Consider the following 14,360-nt stretch of genomic DNA (forward strand, 5'->3'; position numbering starts at 1 on the left):
GGCGATCCAGAGAATTCGTTTTTCGTCCCGTTTGCTAGCTGACTCATGGGCTCCAGTTTGTGTCGCCGCTGGAGTCTGGGGGTTGCCGACCTGTTTCATTATGAACCTCGTTTGATGGGTAAGTGCTTCCTGAAAGTTAGGCACACAGGGCTGCAAGCCCTGTCAGACAAAGGAGCGCATTTATCAACGGCACGCAACATCGGCGAAACTGCCTTTTTCTGAACTGTATTCCTTGCTGCGGCGTGCAAAGTGAGCACATCAGAACGTCACGACGCTGCAGAAGATGCCGTCAATTGATCGCGAATTGACATGCGCTGGTCGCACTTACCGCATCTCACAGGCTGTATCACATCCCCCGAACTATCATCGCGTCGCCTGGCCAGGTGGCGGGGTCTTGGTCGATGCCGTGTCCACTCGCGGCAAAGGCGTTTGTGGTTGGCGCGCGCGCGTTGGACACATTCACCCTGCCTTTTTTTATGGCTGGTGGTCTACAAAAGGATCGACACGCTTGACGGCTCATCGCGCCGGCAAACTATTGACAGTTTTCTCAGACACCGGCGCAGCTTCTGCGTCCTCCTCGGTACGTGCTGGCTCTACCAATTTCCCGGCAGCGGCGCCGCCAAAGGTACCAGCGACGGCGCCAACAGTGCTGCCGACAAACACGCCGACAGGCCCGGCCACTGCCGCACCTACGGCCGCACCCGCGGCAGCCCCCGCCATGAAACCGCCACCCATCAGGGAAGAATTGGATTCGCGCTCCGCCTCTTCTCGAGACAGGGCATATTGCGCTGCAGGCGCGGGGTCTTGGGATGGGACGCCGTGGCCGGGACGTGCCTGTTCCGCGAGATCGGAGTCCGGTGCGGTTTGCGAAGTGTGGGTCGTGGTCGGGTTCATGAGAAGCTCCTCTTCAGGTCGTGCTCGCAAGCGGAATGCCTGCTGCAGTTCCGTTGTAAGGACGCCCTTCACGCGGTAGCGCCATCCCGAGGATTGCAAAGCTGTCAGACGGCGCGCAATCGCGGCAATTGGATTGATTCAGGTCAATTTGCGAGGGCCAACGACCGAACTGGGAATCGCTGACATCAAATTTCCGAGTTCGTGCAGGCGAAAAAAAAGCACCCGGTTTCGGGTGCTTTTTCTTGCTCTGGCGGAAACGGAGGGATTCGAACCCTCGATGAGGCTCTACACCCCATACTCCCTTAGCAGGGGAGCACCTTCGGCCACTCGGTCACGTTTCCAATCCCGCTATTATGCCTCAGATTAAAGGCGCTTTTTCCTCGTTCAGGCCGGTGGCTGGTCCAGTTCGAACGCCTTGTGCAGAGTGCGCACGGCCAGCTCCACGTACTTCTCGTCGATCACGACGGAGGTCTTGATTTCCGAGGTCGAGATCATCTGGATGTTGATGCCCTCTTCGCTCAGGACGCGGAACATCTTGGCGGCCACGCCCACATGGCTGCGCATGCCGATGCCGACGATGCTCACCTTGCAGATCTTGGCGTCACCGACGACTTCCTGGGCACCCAGCGCAGGTACGACCTTTTCCTTGAGCAGGTCCACGGTGCGCGCGTAGTCCGAGCGGTTCACGGTGAAACTGAAGTCCGTCTTGCCGTCCTTGCTGAGGTTCTGGATGATCACATCGACGTCGATGTTCGCATCGGCCACGGCGCCCAGAATCTGGTAGGCGATGCCGGGCTTGTCGGGCACGCCCAGCACGGAGATCTTGGCCTCGTCGCGGTTGAATGCGATGCCGGATACAACGGCTTGTTCCATTTTTTCGTCTTCCTCAAAAGTGATCAGCGTGCCGGAGCGGGCTTCTTCATTGATATCGATGTCCCACGGCGTGAAGCTGGACAGCACGCGCAATGGCACCTTGTATTTGCCGGCGAACTCCACCGAGCGGATCTGGAGCACCTTGCTGCCCAGGCTGGCCATCTCGAGCATCTCTTCGAAGCTGACGGTCGCCAGGCGCCGCGCTTCCTGCACGACGCGCGGATCGGTGGTGTACACGCCGTCCACGTCGGTGTAGATCAGGCATTCGGCGGCCTTCATGGCGGCAGCCACGGCGACGGCCGAGGTGTCGGAGCCGCCGCGGCCCAGCGTGGTGATGTGGCCGTGTTCGTCGATGCCCTGAAAGCCCGTGACGATCACGACCTTGCCGGCGGACAGATCGGCACGCACGCGCTGGTCGTCGATGGATTCGATGCGAGCCTTGGTATAGGCGCTGTTGGTACGGATCGGCACCTGCCAGCCGGCGTAGCTCACCGATTCCATGCCTTCGGACTGCAGCGCGATCGCCAGCAGCGCGGAGGACGCCTGCTCGCCGGTGGAGGCCAGCATGTCGAGTTCACGGTGGTACGCATCGGTGGCACGCGAAGGGGCCAGGTCTTTGGCCAGCCCGAGCAGACGATTGGTTTCGCCACTCATGGCGCTGGGTACCACGACCATCTGGTGGCCGGCCCGCGCCCACTTGGCCACGCGCTTGGCGACGTTGCGGATGCGCTCCGTGGAGCCCATCGACGTGCCGCCGTATTTATGAACGATCAGTGCCATTGGATATCTGGAATGACGAAACGAAAGCCGGCGCTGAGGAAGGGAGAAAGTTGTTCTGGCGCGCCGCCGTTGTTCGTGCAGGGATGGGGACCAAAACCTAGGAATTGTACCAACCGAGCACCTGGGCCTCGCGCACCGCGAAGCCGCGGCCGACCTTGATGCGGATGCGGTGCCCGCGCGTGGTGCACGCTGCGATCTGGTCCAGAAGCTCTGCGAGCTGCGCCGCTGCCGGCGTGGTGGCGTGTGCCGTCCGTAGCCAGTGGCGCAACACGTTCGCCTGCCGGGCACGGCTCAGCGTCTGCAGCGCCGCCAGGCGAGGCGGCACGCCGACGGCCGCGAGATCGGCTTCGGCCAGCTCATGAAGGAGTTCGTCGGCCTGCGCCGCATGCTCGGCGCTGCGGGCGAAGGTGTCGCGAAACTGGGGAAATGCGGCGTCGAGCGCCGGCAGCAGGCGGTGGCGGATGCGATTGCGCGTGTAGCGTTCGTCGCCGTTGGTGGGGTCTTCCACCCAGGACTCGCCGCGGTCGATCAGCCAGGCGCGCACCTCCGCGCCCGCCACGCGCAGCAAGGGGCGATGCCAAGCCAAGCCGTCACGCTGCCAATGCATCGGCATGGACGCCAGGCCCGGCACCCCGGCACCCCGCGACAGTGCCAGCAGCAGGGTTTCGACCTGATCGTCCGCATGCTGGGCCAATGCTATTGTTTTTATAGCAATGTGCCGGCGTGTTGATTGCGCCAGGGTCGAAAAAGCCTCATACCGTGTGCGGCGTGCCGCATCTTCCGGGCTTTGTCCCGCCGCGTGGCGGGCATCCACCCGCGCCACGTGCAGCGGCACCGCCAGGCGCAGGCACAGCGCGGCGCAATGGCGCTCGAAGTCGTCGGCCGCAGCCTGCAAGCCGTGGTGCACATGAAAGGCATGCACCTGGCCAGGCCACCGGGCCGCGCAGGCCAGCAGCAGCGCGGTGGAATCGGCCCCGCCACTGAAAGCCACCGACAGCGGCAGGGCCGGCGCGAAAGCGTCCATGGCGGCATCGAAGGACTGCGTCATGCAAAGGGCCTGTTCCTTTAAGAGCGTGTAGCGGCTCTCACCAATGAAAACGGCCCCGAAGGGCCGCAGGGTTCACGCCGGCAGCGGGTCGCTGCCGAACCGGAGATTCAACGCGTTTCGGCCTTGGTGTCGGTGAAGCGGCCATAGCTCTGCAGGCGCTCATAGCGGCGGTCGAGCAGTTCTTTGGTCTTCAGGTCGGCCAGTTGGCGGAACGCATCGCCCAGGGCGCGCTTGAGGAACGCGGCCATCTGCTTGTGGTCGCGGTGGGCGCCGCCCACGGGCTCGCTCACGATCTTGTCCACGAGGCCCAGGGCCTTCAGGCGATGCGCCGTGATGCCCATGGCGTCGGCGGCATCCTGCGCCTTGTCGCTGGTCTTCCAGAGGATGGACGCGCAGCCTTCGGGGCTGATGACCGAGTAGATGGAGTACTGCAGCATGACGACCTGATCGGCCACGCTGATGGCCAGCGCTCCACCAGAGCCGCCCTCGCCGATCACCGTGGTGATGATGGGCACTTCCAGCTGCGCCATCTCGAAGATGTTGCGGCCGATGGCTTCGGACTGGCCGCGCTCTTCGGCGTCGATGCCGGGATAGGCGCCGGGCGTGTCCACGAAGGTGAACACGGGCAGCTTGAACTTCTCGGCGGTCTTCATGAGTCGCAGGGCCTTGCGGTAGCCCTCGGGGCGGCTCATGCCGAAATTGCGCGCGGCGCGCTCCTTCGTGTCGCGGCCCTTCTGGTGGCCCAGCACCATGCAGGCGTGTCCATTGAAGCGGGCCAGCCCGCCCACGATGGACAGGTCATCGGCGAAGTGGCGGTCGCCGTGCAGCTCGACGAAGTCGGTAAAGATGTCGCGCACATAGTCGAGCGTGTAGGGGCGCTCGGGGTGGCGGGCGATCTTGGTGATCTGCCAGGGCGACAGATCGCTGTAGATGTCCTTGGTGAGCTGGTGGCTCTTCTTGCTGAGCTGGTCGATTTCTTCCGAAATATCGACCGCGCTTTCGGTCTGCACGTAGCGCAGTTCTTCGATTTTTCCCTCGAGCTCGGCAATCGGCTGCTCGAAATCCAGAAAGGTTTTTTTCGCCAACGTAATTCTCCTTGGGCTCCTCGCCCTGTTCAGGCCAGCTCCACGGGCACGGACGCAGCATCGGTTGCCGCGTCCTCCCGCGAGGGCGTCAATAGTCCACCGGCAACGGGGCGAGCGACCGCCAAATATACCAACTCGCCACGCTGCACCAGGGCTTCCAGGCCTCGGCCACTTCGCGGACATCGCTGCGGCTCACGGGATCGCCCGAGAAATAGTGCTGGCTGATGCCCTGGATCAGTGTGGTGTCATCCAGCGGCAGCACGTTAGGGCGGGCCAGGTGGAAGATGAGGAACATGTCCGCCGTCCAGCGGCCGATGCCACGGATGGCGATCAGCTCGTCCGTGATGGCTTCGTCGTCCATCGCGTCCCAGTCCTTCACGTGCAGCTTGCCGCTGTCGAAATGCAGCGCCAGATCGACCAGATAGTCCACCTTGCGGGCGGACAGGCCCGCGCCGCGCATGTCGTCCACCTTGAGCTTGAGCACGCTGGCCGGCGTCATGGTGCGGGGCAGCGCTGCAAAGCGGTCCCACACCTTCTGCGCGGAGGCCACCGACACCTGCTGGCCGACGATGCTGCGCGCCAAGGTGGTGAAGGCGTCGCCGCGCTGGCGCAACGCCACATCGCCCAGTTCGGGGATGAGCCGCTTCATGACGCGGTCTTTCTTGACGAGGTGCTTGCACGCCTCGGCCCAGTACGCGGGCGCGATCAGCTCGGGCGCATCGCCCGCTATCTTTTTCGTAGCTGCCACCGCTTATCCCATCTGCGCCAGAGGCCAATTCAACCCAAACCTGCTCACTGCGAAGCCTCCCAGGTGGTTCCCGTCGCGGAATCCTTGAGGACGATGCCTTGTTCCAGCAAGGCTTTGCGGATGCGGTCGGCCTCGGCGAAGTCCTTGGCGGCCTTGGCGGCGGCGCGCGCAGCGATCTGCGCCTGAATGGCGGCCTCGTCGAGCGTGGCGCCGGCTTTCAGAAAAGCCTGCGGATCGCCCTGCAACAGGCCCAGGCAACCCGCCAGCGCCTTGAGCAGCCCGGCGGTCTGCGAAGACTGCGTGCGGTTGACCTCGCCCGCCAGATCGAACAGCACGGCGACGGCTTCGGGCGTGCCAAAGTCCTCGTCCATTGCAGCTTTGAAGCGGGCGGCATAGGGGTCGTTCCAGTCGATTTCGGTCACCGGCTGCGGCGCGACCAGGCTCAGGGCCGTGTACAGGCGCTTGAGCGCGGCGCGGGCGTCGTCCAGATGCGCGTCGCTGTAATTGAGGGCACTGCGGTAATGGGCGCGCACGATGAAGAAGCGCACCGTTTCGGCGTCGTACTTGGCCAGCACGTCGCGGATGGTGAAGAAGTTGCCGAGCGACTTGCTCATCTTCTCGTTGTCCACGCGCACGAAACCGTTGTGCACCCAAAAGCGCGCCAGGGGCTGGCCGGTGGCGCCTTCGCTCTGGGCGATCTCGTTTTCGTGGTGCGGAAACTGCAGGTCGGCGCCGCCGCCGTGGATGTCAAAGCTCTCGCCAAGGGTCGCGCAGCTCATGGCCGAGCACTCGATGTGCCAGCCGGGGCGGCCGGTGCCGAAGGGGCTTTCCCACTTGGCCTCGGGCGGTTCTTCGGGCTTGGCAGATTTCCACAGCACGAAGTCGAGCGGGTCGTCCTTGCCGTCGGCCACCGCCACGCGCTCGCCGGCGCGCAGCTCATCGAGCGACTTGCCGGACAGCTTTCCATAGCCCGCGAACTTGCGCACTGCGTAGTTCACATCGCCGCCGCTGGCGCGGTAAGCCAGGCCCTTGTCTTCGAGCGCGCCGATCAGCGCGAGCATCTGCGGCACGTATTCGGTGGCACGCGGTTCGATGGACGGCGATTCGATGCCCAGCGCGCCGATGTCCTGGTGCATGGCCACGATCATCTCGTCGGTCAGTTCGCGGATGGTGATGCCGCGCTCGACCGCACGCCGGATGATCTTGTCGTCGATGTCGGTGATGTTGCGCACATAAGTCACGCGCAGGCCGCTGCTCTTGAGCCAGCGCTGCACGACGTCGAAGGCCATCATCATCCGGGCGTGCCCGATGTGACACAGGTCGTAGATCGTCATGCCGCAGACATACATGCGCACATGTCCGGGTTCCAGCGGGGAAAAAGGCTCCAGCGCACGCGACAGCGTGTTGTAGATACGCAAACTCATGGAAGGTCAGTCAAGGGGATGGGTGGTGCAGCCGGCGCCCGGGCAGGGGCTGCGCAAAGAGGCGGGAGCCTCTCGGAAGGGCTGTGCGCGGCGGTGCGCACCAGCAAAATCAGGAGCGGCAACAGCGTACCGGCATGACAAACCCCTCAGCTACAATCCGCCGCAGTATAAGCCCCCGTTACGGCTTGACACCTCCAACCACTCCGTCCGCCCATGAAGCACCCACAACGCACCGTTGCCCATCTCCTGCGCCTGATTGCCCTGTCGGCCTTGCTGGGTGCCCCGCTGGCCCATGCGGACGACTACGCCGACATCACCCAATTGCTGAAGGCCGGCAAGCCCGCCGACGCGCTGGCCAAGGCCGACCAGCGCCTCACCGCCAACCCGCGCGACCCGCAATTGCGCTTCCTGCGCGGCGTGGCCCAGGCGGATTCGGGCAAGCAGACTGAAGCGGTCGCGACCTTCACCAAGCTCACCGAAGACTATCCCGAGCTGCCCGAGCCCTACAACAACCTGGCCGTGCTGTACGCCAACCAGAACCAGCTGGACAAGGCGCGCACCGCGCTCGAGATGGCGATCCGCACCAACCCCAGCTATGCCACCGCGCATGAAAACCTGGGCGACATCTACGCCAAGCTGGCCAGCCAGGCCTATAACAAGGCGCTGCAACTGGATGCCACGCATGCCAATTCGGTCAAGCCCAAGCTGGCCCTGATCCGCGACCTGTTCTCCACCGACCCCAAGGCCTCGACCGCGAAGGCCCCAGCCGCCGCCGCCACGCCCGTGGCCGCCGCAGCACCCCGCCCCGCGCCCGCCCCGGCTCCGGTCACCGCCGCTCCGTCTCCCGCACCTTCGCCAGCGCCGACCCCGGCCGCGCCTCCCGTGGCGGCCGCACCAGCACCTGCTCCAACGCCCGCGCCTGCGCCGGCTGCCGCGACGACCGGCTCCAGCACCTCCAGCGCTACCGCCGAAAAAGACGTGTCCGCAGCAGTGCACGCCTGGGCCAAGGCCTGGGAAAGCCAGGACATGAACGCCTACCTGGCCGCCTACGACAAGAATTACGCCCCCAACGGCAAGCAAAGCCACGCCGCGTGGGAAAAAGAGCGCCGCGACCGCATCGTCGGCCGCGCCAAGATCAACGTCAGCGTGAGCGATCTGCGCGTATCGGTGAACGGCAGCAAGGCCCAGGCACGCTTTCGCCAGGGCTACAGCTCCGGCAGCTACAGCGTGAACAGCCGCAAGACCCTGGACCTGGTCAACACCGGCGGCCAGTGGGCCATCGTTCGCGAAGCCACCGGCGGTTGATGGCGGCCTGTTCGGTGATGCGGCCTATCGCTTTCGCGACCGGGATGTCCCCTTGCCCTCTGCAGGCGCGCCGCGCCGCAATCGCACTCGCTTGACGCCCCGGATGCCTGCGGGACGTTCCCCCTGGAGCCGCGGCATTGCGGCGGGCATGGCGCTGTCGCTGCTGGCGGCGGCTGCGCTGCCGGCCCATGCGCAGGGCGACAAGCTGCGTGCCGTCGGCAAGAACGCGCGCACGGCGCCGGTGCGGCCCACCCCGCTCGTCGATGGCCAGGCCGAAAAGCGCCTTATGGAGGTGTACCGCCTGACCGGCGAAGGCAAAGGCCGCGAAGCGCTGACCAAGGCCGAGAGCCTGGTGCGCGACCATCCCAACTTTCAGCTCGCCCAACTGGCGCTGGGCGATCTGCTCTCCGCCCGCACGCGGCCGCTGCGCCAGATGGGCGACGTGCCCGCCGGCCAGGGCGATTCAACGCCGCCGCAAGAGGCCGCCGACATCCTGGCCGAGCTGCGAGCCGAGTCGCGCCAGCGCACCGATGCGCTGCGCGTGCGCCCCCAGGTGCGCAGCATTCCGGCCCAGTTCATCGAGTTGTCACTGCGCTCACGCCATGCCATCGCGGTGGACGCATCGCGCTCGCGGCTGTATCTGTTCGAGAACACGCCGAACGGGCTGGAACTGGTGGCTGACTACTACGCCTCGGTGGGCAAGCTCGGCATCGAAAAGCTGATCGAAGGCGACCAGCGCACCCCCCTGGGCGTTTACTTCATCACGAGCCGCCTCGATCCCGCGACGCTCAAGGACTTCTACGGCGCGGGCGCCCTGCCCATCAACTATCCGAATCCGCTGGACCAGAGCCGCGGCAAGACGGGCAGCGGCATCTGGCTGCACGGCACGCCGCCGGACCAGTTCTCGCGCGCGCCGCTGGCCACCGACGGCTGCCTGGCCCTCGCCAACCCCGACCTGGAGCGCATCTTGCGCACGGTGGAGCCGCGCTCCACGCCCGTGGTCATCGCCCGGCAACTGCAGTGGGTGCAGCCACACGCCGTGCAGGCCGACCGCAAGGCGTTCGACGCGGTGCTCGATGCCTGGCGCACGGCCAAGTCGCAAGGCGATCTGCAGCGGCTGATGGGGTTTTACGCGCCGACGTTCCAGAGCTACGGCAAGATGCCGCTCCAGGAGTTTTCCAAGCAACTGAGTGCCGAAACGCGCGCGCTGCGCGGCCGGCCGATCCAGCTCAAGGACAAGACCCTGCTGCGTTGGACGGATGCCTCCGACACCATGGTGGTAACGTTCGGCGAAGTCATCGAAGGTGCACGCACCGGCCCCGTCAAGCGCCAATACTGGACGCGCAAGGGCAATCAATGGCAGATATTTTTCGAAGGAGTGATTGGATGATTTCCAGAAGAAATTCGACCCTGGCGCTTGCCAGCATTGCGCTGGCAGCTATCGTTTCAGTAGCACCCGCTCAGGCGCAGGATGCGGCCGCCCCCAAGGTGAAACTGGCCACGTCGATGGGCGACATCGTGGTCCAGCTCGACCCCGCCAAGGCCCCCAAGACGGTGGACAACTTCCTGTCCTATGTGAAGGACAAGCACTACGACGGCACGGTCTTTCACCGCGTGATCAACGGCTTCATGATCCAGGGCGGCGGTTTCACGCCCGACATGCAGCAAAAGCCCACCAAGCCACCGATCGCCCTGGAGGCCAACAACGGCCTCAAGAACGACAACTACACCATTGCCATGGCCCGCACCGGCAACCCGGACTCGGCCACTTCGCAGTTCTTCATCAACGTGAAGGACAACGCCATGCTCAACGCCACCTCCGAAGGCAACGGCTACGCCGTGTTCGGCAAGGTGATCTCGGGCAACGACGTGGTCGACAAGATCAAGGCCGTGTCCACGGGCAACAAGGGCATGCACCAGAACGTGCCCACCACGCCCGTGCTCATCAACTCCGCCACCGTGGTCAAGTAAGCCCAGCCACGGCGCCTCTCCCGACAGACCCCAAGGAATCCATTCCCATGAGCAACCCCCAAGTCGAACTGCACATCGCCGGCCACGGCGTCATCACCCTCGAACTCGACGCTGAAAAGGCGCCCAAGTCAACCGAGAACTTCCTCGCCTACGTGAAGAAGGGCCACTACGACAACACGATCTTCCATCGCGTGATCCCCGGCTTCATGGTCCAGGGCGGCGGCTTCGAGCCCGGCATGACCCAAAAGGGCACCGAAGCCCCGATCGAGAACGAAGCCAACAATGGCCTGAAGAACGCAAACTACACCGTGGCGATGGCCCGCACGAGCGACCCGCACTCGGCCACGGCCCAGTTCTTCATCAATGTGGCGGACAACGGCTTTCTGAACCACACCGCGCCTTCCGCTCAGGGCTGGGGCTACGCCGTGTTCGGCAAGGTGGTCAAGGGCACCGAAGTGGTCGATGCCATCAAGGCCGTGAAGACCGGCCGCAAGGGCTTCCATGACGACGTGCCGAAGGAAGACGTCATCATCGAGAAGGCCGTCGCGCTTTAATCGCGGCGACCGCGGCGCACCCACCACCGCTCGCCCGTGACCACGACCGTGCCCCGGTTCGAGGAGCTTGCCGCTCCTTCGGACTGGCGCACGGTCGAATTCATTTCAGACCTGCATCTGCAGGCCAGCGAGCCCGCCACTTTCGAGGCATGGCGCCGCTACCTGCAGAGCACCGAGGCCAGCGCGGTCTTCATCCTCGGCGATCTGTTCGAAGTGTGGGTGGGCGATGACTGCACGGGCGATGCCGACGGCGCGTTCGAGGCCGAGTGCTGCGCCGTGCTGCGCGAAGCGGCGCGCCGCCGCCCGGTCTTCTTCATGCACGGCAACCGCGACTTCCTCATCGGGAGCCGCTTTCTGGCCGAGTGCGGAATGACGGGCCTGCACGATCCCACGGTGCTGGAATTTGCCGGCGAGCGCACGGTGCTGAGCCACGGTGACCTGCTGTGCCTGGACGACGTGGACTACCAGCGCTTTCGTCTGCAGGCGCGCAGCGCCGAATGGCAGCAGCGATTCCTGTCCCAGCCGCTGGCCGTGCGGCGCGAACAGGCGCGCGGCATTCGCGAGCAGAGCGAGGCGCGCAAGCAGGCGGGCGATGCCACCTATGCCGACCTGGACGGCCCCGCGACGCAAGCGTGGCTTCGGGCCGCCGGCGCCCACACGCTGGTGCACGGCCACACCCACCGCCCGGCCGTGCATGCGCTCGGCACTGGCCTGCAGCGCGTGGTGCTGAGCGACTGGGACGCTGCCGCCCACCCACCGCGCGCCGAGGTGCTGCGCCTGTCGCCCGGGCGGGGCTTGGAACGGCTCAGCGCCGTCCCCATGTAGACGGCATCTCATTTTTTGGCCGGGAGTGCGCAAGCAGGCCTTCCGCTCGTTTCATGCCTGCTCTCTGGAACAAACTCTGGCACCGCGTGCGCGCGGCCGTCGCCCCCGTGCCGGAGATCTCCGCCACGCTCTGGCTGCAGACGCTGCAGCGCTATCCTTTTCTGTCCGCCCTGCCCCTGCACGACCAGGCCAAGCTCCGGGCCCTGAGCGCCCTCTTCCTGCAGCGCAAGGAATTCACCGGCGCCCACGGCCTGGTGGTGACCGATGCCATGGCGGTCGCCATCGCGGCGCAGGCCTGCCTGCCGCTGCTGCACTGGGGCCCGCCGGCGCAGGCCCTCGACTGGTACGGCGATTTCGTGGGCATCGTGGTGCACCCCGGCGAGGCCGTCGCACGCCGTCAGTCCACCGACGCGGCGGGCGTGGTGCACGACTACACCGAGGTGCTGCTGGGCGAGGCGATGCACCAGGGCCCGGTCATGCTGAGCTGGCCGGCCGTGGACAGCGCCGGTCGCGGCACCGACCGGGGCATGAGCGTGGTCATCCACGAGTTCGTGCACAAGCTGGACATGCACAACGGCGCCGCCGACGGCTTTCCGCCGCTGCCCTCGGGGTTTCTGGGAGCGCCCAGCGCCCAGGCCGCACGCCAGGCCTGGCGCGCCGCATGGCAGCCGGCCTACGACGCGTTTCGCGAGCGGGTGATCATCGCCGAACGTTTTGGCGGCGAATGGCCGTGGCTGGACGCCTATGGAGCAACCGCCCCAGCGGAATTCTTCGCGGTGGCGTGCGAGGCGTACTTCGTGGACCTGGAAACGTTCGCGAGCGAGTTTCCCTCACTGATGCCGGCGCTGGATGCGTTCTTTCACCGCGAATGGTTGGAGCCGAATCGGCTTCCTGCCGACGTTTAATATGCCTTCGTTGCTATATTTTTAATAGCAAATCATTCTCAACAAAAGGCGGCTTGAGTCGTCGGCTCCCGTTGCCCGCTGCCCACTGCCCGACAAAGGTCGCGCTATGGGAGCCGATCCGGTAGGGTCAACGCCGCTCAGGGCTTGCGCGCCATCTCGCCCGTGGCGACCCGCTGGCGCAACTCGGACAGCACGGTCTTCATCCGCCGCTCGTTCTCCACGCCCATGCGCACCAGGATTTTCTGGCCGCTCGACAGGGCCTGCAGTTTCGGCTCCGCGAATTCGTACCGCACCCAGGGGCGCGTCGAAGGCACCTCGCCGGTCACCTTGGTGAGCTGCACGCGGACCGGGCCAGCCGGCTCGGGCGCCTGCAGCAGGTGGTCCAGCGCGGCCACCAGCCGGTCGTTGAAGTAGCGGCGTGGAAAGCCCAGCTCTTCATACGCCTGCTGAAATAGCGGGTAGAGCCGGGCATACAGCGCGACGGCCTGGTCTTGCGGAATGGCTTCGGCCAGCATGACGAAAGCGCGGTAGCGGGCCGGGTTGGCGGCGGCAATCGTCTCGTTGTCGCTGCCCTCTCCATCCACCAGAAAACGCTGCGACGCCGGCTGCACCGGCCACATCCGGGCGGGAGCGCTCTGGCGCGGGAGGTTGTCCACCGTGGCCACCGCACGCTGAACGAACCCATCGATGCGCAGCAGGGACGCGACGGACTCCGCGCCCACCCATCCCGTGACCGCATCCGCGATGCTGCGGTCCGACTCCGCCATCGAGGGCAGCGACGCATCCGCCGGCTGCACGGCCTCCATCGGATGGAGAGGGCCAGACGCGGCGGAGGCCGGAGCCGAAGCGGGCTCGGACGCTGCCTGGCCGGCCACCGGCGGCAAGGGGGTCGGCTCGGAGGCCGCGCGCCCCCAGAACCACCACGCGGCGCCAGCGCCCAGCGCACCCGCGATCAGCACCACCGGAATCCAGGCGCGCGAAGCCTCCTGCGCGGGCCGCAATTCCACCGTCTCACGTTCGGGCATCAACTCATCCTTGTCGTTGGTTTCGAGAACCCATCTGCGGCATGGGCCGCAGTGGTCCGTCGATTGGAAACCATGGGCTCTGCAGTGCCGTAACGCCGTGTGACGGCATGGGATAACGGAGTTGCCCGATGACGGATGCCCGCCCATCGGGTACGGGCAACCGCGTCGTCGGCCGGTTCAGCCGTGCAAAGGGACGGCTTTGGGCGCGGTGTGGGGCGCGGGCTTCAGAGCGCCGAGCCAAGCCATGGCGTCGGCCAACTCCGCGGGGCGGATCTCGTGCGCGCCGGGGTATTCACGGTAGGTCAGGTCCAGCGAAAGCCCCTGGGCATGGTCCCGGATCGCATGGGCGCTGGCGAGGGGAATCACGTTGTCCTGCACGCCGTGGCTCACCCACAGCGGCTTGCCGCTCAGGGCCTCGGCCGAGGCCGAAAAAGGCAGGGCCTGGGGCAGCAGCCGGCTGTGCCACACCATGGCGGCATGCAGCAGTTCGGGCCGCGTGAGCAGCATCGACAGCGCCATGATGCCGCCCTGGCTGAAACCGCCCAGCACCACCCGCTCCGGCGGCACGCCCAGCTGCGCGGCCGCTGCCTCCACGGTGAGCGCGACCAGCGAGCGACTGGCGGCTTCCTGCGTTTCGTGAATGGACCGGCTTCCATCGGGCAGCACGGAAAACTCAAACCACGCATGCGCGTTCGGGCCCATGGTGTGCGGCGCGCGCAGGCTGATGACGTGGAATTGCGGGGGGACATGCGGTGCCAGACCGAAGAGATCGCCCTCGTTGCTGCCTACGCCGTGCATGAGCACGAGCAGCCAGGGAGAGGCGGTCTGGGACGCGGCGGGACGGTTCAAAAATGGGAGCGGCAGATCAAGCATCGATAGGCGTCAGAAGGCATTTCTGCAGAGTTGCGAAGCGGTTTGGAGTG

At 65.7% G+C, this 14,360-nt stretch carries 14 protein-coding genes and 1 tRNA gene; 6 read left to right on the forward strand and 9 right to left on the reverse strand.

What is annotated here, in order from left to right; genetic code table 11:
- Window positions 1-516: 516 nt before the first annotated feature.
- The 7 genes from BLT03_RS02240 to cysS form a co-directional block, all read right to left on the reverse strand.
- The gene (locus BLT03_RS02240) at window positions 517-894 is read right to left on the reverse strand and encodes a hypothetical protein (protein WP_092739838.1); all 378 of its coding nucleotides are present in this window, start codon (window positions 892-894) and stop codon (window positions 517-519) included.
- A gap of 248 nt (window positions 895-1,142) precedes the next feature.
- Window positions 1,143-1,235 (reverse strand) — tRNA-Ser (locus BLT03_RS02245).
- Between the two features lie 43 nt (window positions 1,236-1,278).
- Window positions 1,279-2,547 carry an aspartate kinase gene (locus BLT03_RS02250; protein ID WP_092739840.1) on the reverse strand — a complete coding sequence of 423 codons (1,269 nt, stop codon included), beginning with the start codon at window positions 2,545-2,547 and terminating at the stop codon, window positions 1,279-1,281.
- 97 nt (window positions 2,548-2,644) lie between these two features.
- Window positions 2,645-3,595, reverse strand: coding sequence for a tRNA lysidine(34) synthetase TilS (tilS, locus tag BLT03_RS02255; RefSeq protein ID WP_092739842.1), 951 nt, complete (start codon window positions 3,593-3,595; stop codon window positions 2,645-2,647).
- Window positions 3,596-3,702: 107 nt separating this feature from the next.
- The gene (locus tag BLT03_RS02260; RefSeq protein ID WP_092739844.1) at window positions 3,703-4,680 is read right to left on the reverse strand and encodes an acetyl-CoA carboxylase carboxyltransferase subunit alpha; all 978 of its coding nucleotides are present in this window, start codon (window positions 4,678-4,680) and stop codon (window positions 3,703-3,705) included.
- An 88-nt stretch (window positions 4,681-4,768) separates the two neighbouring features.
- Window positions 4,769-5,428, reverse strand: a complete 660-nt coding sequence (locus BLT03_RS02265; protein ID WP_175537633.1) for a DNA-3-methyladenine glycosylase family protein — start codon at window positions 5,426-5,428, stop codon at window positions 4,769-4,771.
- Between the two features lie 44 nt (window positions 5,429-5,472).
- Window positions 5,473-6,852, reverse strand: a complete 1,380-nt coding sequence (cysS, locus tag BLT03_RS02270; protein ID WP_092739846.1) for a cysteine--tRNA ligase — start codon at window positions 6,850-6,852, stop codon at window positions 5,473-5,475.
- Between the two features lie 213 nt (window positions 6,853-7,065).
- Between cysS and BLT03_RS02275 the strand changes: the two genes are divergently transcribed.
- From BLT03_RS02275 to BLT03_RS02300, 6 genes are all read left to right on the forward strand, one after another.
- The gene (locus tag BLT03_RS02275; RefSeq protein ID WP_092739848.1) at window positions 7,066-8,157 is read left to right on the forward strand and encodes a L,D-transpeptidase Cds6 family protein; all 1,092 of its coding nucleotides are present in this window, start codon (window positions 7,066-7,068) and stop codon (window positions 8,155-8,157) included.
- A 103-nt stretch (window positions 8,158-8,260) separates the two neighbouring features.
- Complete coding sequence (locus tag BLT03_RS02280) at window positions 8,261-9,547, forward strand: L,D-transpeptidase family protein (protein ID WP_092739850.1); 1,287 nt, start codon at window positions 8,261-8,263, stop codon at window positions 9,545-9,547.
- On the forward strand, window positions 9,544-10,128 hold the full coding sequence (locus BLT03_RS02285) for a peptidylprolyl isomerase (protein ID WP_092739852.1): 585 nt from the start codon (window positions 9,544-9,546) through the stop codon (window positions 10,126-10,128). Before BLT03_RS02280 ends, BLT03_RS02285 begins: the two co-directional genes overlap by 4 nt.
- Window positions 10,129-10,175: 47 nt before the next feature.
- Window positions 10,176-10,682 carry a peptidylprolyl isomerase gene (locus tag BLT03_RS02290; protein ID WP_092739854.1) on the forward strand — a complete coding sequence of 169 codons (507 nt, stop codon included), beginning with the start codon at window positions 10,176-10,178 and terminating at the stop codon, window positions 10,680-10,682.
- 36 nt (window positions 10,683-10,718) lie between these two features.
- Window positions 10,719-11,507, forward strand: coding sequence for a UDP-2,3-diacylglucosamine diphosphatase (locus BLT03_RS02295; RefSeq protein ID WP_092739856.1), 789 nt, complete (start codon window positions 10,719-10,721; stop codon window positions 11,505-11,507).
- Between the two features lie 53 nt (window positions 11,508-11,560).
- Window positions 11,561-12,412, forward strand: a complete 852-nt coding sequence (locus BLT03_RS02300; RefSeq protein ID WP_092739858.1) for a M90 family metallopeptidase — start codon at window positions 11,561-11,563, stop codon at window positions 12,410-12,412.
- A gap of 137 nt (window positions 12,413-12,549) precedes the next feature.
- On the opposite strand, the gene BLT03_RS02305 is transcribed toward BLT03_RS02300, so the two are convergent.
- Both BLT03_RS02305 and BLT03_RS02310 read right to left on the reverse strand, forming a co-directional pair.
- On the reverse strand, window positions 12,550-13,437 hold the full coding sequence (locus BLT03_RS02305) for a DUF3014 domain-containing protein (RefSeq protein ID WP_092739860.1): 888 nt from the start codon (window positions 13,435-13,437) through the stop codon (window positions 12,550-12,552).
- A gap of 177 nt (window positions 13,438-13,614) precedes the next feature.
- Window positions 13,615-14,310 (reverse strand): alpha/beta hydrolase, encoded by a 696-nt coding sequence (locus BLT03_RS02310; protein WP_092739862.1) that lies wholly within the window; start codon window positions 14,308-14,310, stop codon window positions 13,615-13,617.
- Between the last annotated feature and the right edge of the window lie 50 nt (window positions 14,311-14,360).

Origin of the sequence: Paracidovorax valerianellae (genome assembly GCF_900102625.1) — a bacterium.
In the GTDB taxonomy this organism is placed as follows: domain Bacteria; phylum Pseudomonadota; class Gammaproteobacteria; order Burkholderiales; family Burkholderiaceae_C; genus Paracidovorax; species Paracidovorax valerianellae.